Here is a 4,465-nt window from a genome sequence, read left to right as displayed (position 1 = left end):
TGCCCGGACAGGCAAAGCGCCCGCTTCTTGCCGGCTTCTCACTCGATGACGAAAGGCTTGACGGTTTCAAACAGGGCTTGGCGGAGGCGAACCTGTCGATCGACGATGTCCCGATTATCGAGACGACGCCCGGCGATCCATCTGCTGGAGCGGTGGTGTTCGACAATGTGCCTGAAGCAACCGCGATCCTGACCATGTCGGATTGGCAGGCGATCACAATACTCGACGAGGCGGTTTGTCGCGGCATAGAGGTGCCGGGCCACGTGTCGGTCATTGGCTTCGATGGCACTGCTGAATCCGCGCGCACCACACCTCCGCTGACGACTGTCGCGCAAGACGTGATCGGAAAAGGCAGGCTCGCCGCCCGCATGGTTCTTGACAACCAACCGCCCCGCCAAGTCGTTCTGCCCGTGGAGTTGGTGGTTCGGGCGTCCACAGCTGCGCCGAGGGCAAAAATCCGTTGAACGGACGGGGCACGTCGCTTGCGCTTGGCAAATGAGCTAACTTTGGTTCGGGTAGAGCCATTCATCCACGGTTTCAGCCTTAACCACGTAGCCAACGCAGCTAGCCGCTGGTTGGCGCTTTTCGCTGGTTTGTGACAATGATCTGTGATGTAGCGCATGGCCGCCGGGCAAAAATTCCCGGTTTTGCGCATGTTTTCCCAGTTTCCTGGGTTTTGAAGGAGTGCTCGATAAAATGGCGAATGAAAACTGGCCCGTTTACGGTGAGATCAGCGGCCCTGTCGTGATGATCGGCTTCGGCTCGATAGGCCGGGGAACGCTGCCGCTGATCGAACGCCATTTCCAGTTCGACAAGTCGCGCATGATGGTCATCGACCCGCGCGACACCGACCGCAAGCTGCTCGATGAGCGCGGCATCGCCTTCGTCCAGGAAGCGGTGACCGAGAAGAACTACAAGAAGCTCTTGACCCCGCTTCTGACCAATGGCGGCGGCCAGGGCTTTTGCATCAACCTGTCGGTCGATACCGGCTCGGTGGATCTGATGCGGCTCTGCCGCAAGCTCGGTGTGCTCTACATCGACACCGTCGTCGAGCCATGGCTCGGCTTCTATTTCGACGCCAAGGCGGACAACGCCAGCCGCACCAATTACGCGCTGCGCGAGTCGCTGCTCAAGGAAAAGCACGACAAGCCCGGCGGTGCCACGGCAGTCTCCACCTGCGGCGCCAATCCAGGCATGGTCTCGTGGTTCGTCAAGCAGGCGTTGGTCAATCTCGCCACCGATCTTGGCCTGGAATTCTCGGAGCCCGCGCAGGACGACCGCGAGGGCTGGGCCAAGCTGATGAAGAAGGCCGGCGTCAAGGGCATCCACATCGCCGAACGCGACACCCAGCGCACCAAGAAGCCGAAACCGATGGATGTGTTCTGGAACACCTGGTCGGTCGAAGGCTTCATCTCCGAGGGCCTGCAGCCCGCGGAACTTGGCTGGGGCACACACGAGACATGGATGCCGAAGAACGCCAAGAAGCACAAGCACGGCTCGAAGGCAGCCATCTATCTGGAGCAGCCGGGCGCCAACACGCGCGTGCGCTCGTGGTGTCCGACTCCCGGCGCGCAATACGGCCTGCTGGTGACGCATAATGAGGCGATCTCGATCGCCGATTTCTTCACCGTGCGTTCGAAGAAGGGCAAGGTCCAGTACCGCCCGACCTGCCACTATGCCTATCATCCCTGCAACGACGCGATGCTGTCGCTCGACGAGATGTTCGGCGCCGCCGGCAAGCCTCAGCCGGTGCATCATGTGCTCGACGAGAACGAGTTGATCGACGGCGTCGACGAACTCGGCGTGCTGCTCTACGGCCACGACAAGAATGCCTACTGGTACGGCTCGCAGCTGTCACTCGCCGAGGCGCGCAAGCTGGCGCCCTATCAGAACGCCACCGGCATGCAGGTCACCTCGGCGGTGCTCTCGGGCATGGTCTGGGCGCTGGAAAACCCCGAGGCCGGCATCGTCGAAGCCGACGAGATGGACTACAGGCGGTGCCTGGAAGTGCAGTCCCAGTACCTCGGACCGGTCAAGGGCTACTACACCGACTGGACGCCGCTCGATAACCGTCCCGGCCTGTTCCCGGAAGACCTCGACCGGAACGACCCGTGGCAGTTCCGCAACATCCTTGTGCGATAGCAGCACCGCCTACCTGCCTCACCGCCTTGCAATCGCCCGGAAATCGGGCGATTGAAGGGATGCGGACTGAGGAGAGGATTTTCATATGAACAACATTGCGCGCAAAGTTCTTTCGATGAGCGTAGCGGCGGCAGCCTTGGCCGGGCTTGCTGCTTGTGCGACCAGCGGTCCCGATGAGCCGCCGATGGCGGCGGCGCCGAAAGGCGTCGAGGGCTCCTGGATCGACGCCAAAGGCACCGGCCTGTCGACCTTCGCCGGCGGTACTTTCACGACGGTCGCCACCGACACCGGCCAGAAGCTTGCCGACGGCAGCTACACGATGACCGGCGCCACATCGGTGCAGATCAACGGCACCTCGCTGATCCGCCAGACCGCGGTCAGCTTCAACTGCCTGATGGTATCGACAAGCCAGCTCAACTGCACGAGCTCCAGCGGTCAGAATTTCGTGCTGACAAGGCGCGTCTGAGCCCGCGACCATTCGTTTCCAAGGACGGCGGCCGGTTGGCCGCCGTCCTTTTTTATGCCGGCAAAGGGGTCCCGGATTCCGCTTGCCGCTTGCGTCATCGGGAACGCGATGGGAACATGGCCGAAGCGCCGGCTGTTATGTTCCAGTCAAGCAAGAGCGCTAGTGGCCTCTGATCGGCTTTCCGGGAGACGAAGATGAAGAAGCTTGCCGCCATTGCAGCCCTGTCAGCCTCAGCACTCGGCCTGTCGGCCGGCGCGTCCTTTGCCGACTACACGCTGAACATCCTGCATATCAACGACTGGCACAGCCGCATCGAAGGCAACAACAAATATGAATCCACCTGCTCGGCGGACGAGGAAACCAAGGGCGAGTGCATCGGTGGCGCGGGCCGGCTGATCACCGCGATCGCCCAGGAGCGCAAGAAGCTGCAAGGCCAGAACGTGCTGCTGCTCAGCGCAGGCGACAATTTCCAGGGTTCACTGTTCTACTCCACTTACAAGGGCAAGGTCGAAGGCGAATTCCTCAACGACATGAAGTTCGATGCCATGGCCCTCGGCAACCATGAATTCGACGACGGCGAAGTGGCCCTGGCGCCGTTCCTCGACATGATCAAGTTCCCGGTGCTCGGCGCCAATGTGAAGGCCAACGCGCAATCCAAGCTCGGCGACCGCGTCAAGCCATCTGTTGTCGTCGAGGTCGGCGGCCAGAAAATCGGCATCATCGGCGCGATCACCAACGACACGCCGGACCTCGCTTCCCCCGGACCCAACGTCGCAATAGAGGACGACGTCAAGTCGATCACCGCCGAGGTCGAGAAGCTCAAGGGCGAAGGCGTCAACAAGATCATCGCCGTGACCCATATCGGCTACAGGCGCGAGCGCGACGTCATTGCCAAGATCCCGGGCATCGATGTCGTCGTCGGCGGCCACAGCCATTCGCTGCTGTCGAACACCGATCCGAAGGCGGAAGGCCCCTACCCGACGATGGTCGACAATCCGGACGGCTACAAGGTGCCGGTGGTGCAGGCGGCGTCCTATTCGAAATATCTCGGCGAGTTCAAGGTGGTTTTCGACGACAATGGAGTCGTCAAATCGGCCAGCGGCAACCCGATCTATCTCGACAAGTCGATCACCCCCGACCCGGCCGTGCTCGCCCGTATCAAGGAGCTTGGGGCGCCGATCGAGGCGTTGAAGAACAAGGAAGTGGCGGAAACCACCGACGTCATCGACGGCAGTCGTGAGAGCTGCCGCACCCGTGAATGCGCGATGGGCAATCTCGTCTCCGACGCCATCCTCGACCGCGTCAAGGGACAGGGCGTCGAGATCGTCATCTCCAATGGCGGCGGCCTGCGCGCCTCGATCGACAAGGGCACCGTCACCATGGGCGAAGTGCTGACCGTGCTGCCGTTCCAGAACACGCTGGCGACCTTCCAGATTTCGGGCAAGGATCTGGTGGCCGGCCTCGAGGGCGGCCTCAGCCAGGTCGAGGACGGCGCCGGGCGCTTCCCCCAGATCGCCGGCCTGAAATATTCCTTCGACAAATCCGTTGCGCCCAATGCCGGCCGCGTCAAGTCGGTGGAGGTCATGGAGGGCGGCGCCTGGACGCCGATCAAGCCGGACAAGGACTATCTGGTCGCAACCAACAACTATGTCCGCCAGGGCGGCGACGGCTACAAGGTCTTCGCCGACAAGGCCAAGAACGCCTATGATTACGGCCCCGGCCTCGAACAGGTGGTCGCCGACTATCTCGGCGCCCACCGGCCCTACACGCCGAAGCTCGACGGCCGCATCACCGAAATAGCCGCGACCGTCGCCGCGGCGCCTGCGGCCCCGGCAACCGATCCGGCCAAGCCAGCCG

Annotated in this window: 4 protein-coding genes; all 4 read left to right on the top strand. The window is 62.3% G+C overall.

All coding sequences use genetic code 11. The features are described from left to right. The coding region (locus EOC06_RS19230; protein WP_164898653.1) for a substrate-binding domain-containing protein at nucleotides 1-464 on the top strand (464 nt) is incomplete at its 5' end. A 232-nt stretch (nucleotides 465-696) separates the two neighbouring features. Further along, entirely contained in the window at nucleotides 697-2,142 is a 1,446-nt protein-coding gene (locus EOC06_RS19225; RefSeq protein ID WP_128308522.1) for a homospermidine synthase, read from the top strand. 85 nt (nucleotides 2,143-2,227) lie between these two features. Further along, nucleotides 2,228-2,608: a hypothetical protein gene (locus EOC06_RS19220; RefSeq protein WP_032901077.1), complete on the top strand. Its 381-nt coding sequence runs from the start codon at nucleotides 2,228-2,230 to the stop codon at nucleotides 2,606-2,608. 194 nt (nucleotides 2,609-2,802) lie between these two features. Further along, on the top strand, nucleotides 2,803-4,465 hold a 1,663-nt coding region (locus EOC06_RS19215; protein ID WP_245469782.1), incomplete at its 3' end, for a bifunctional UDP-sugar hydrolase/5'-nucleotidase.

Source organism: Mesorhizobium sp. M7A.F.Ca.MR.362.00.0.0 (assembly GCF_004023175.1).
Taxonomy (GTDB): Bacteria; Pseudomonadota; Alphaproteobacteria; order Rhizobiales; family Rhizobiaceae; genus Mesorhizobium.
This window is presented reverse-complemented; position numbering and strand designations above follow the sequence as displayed.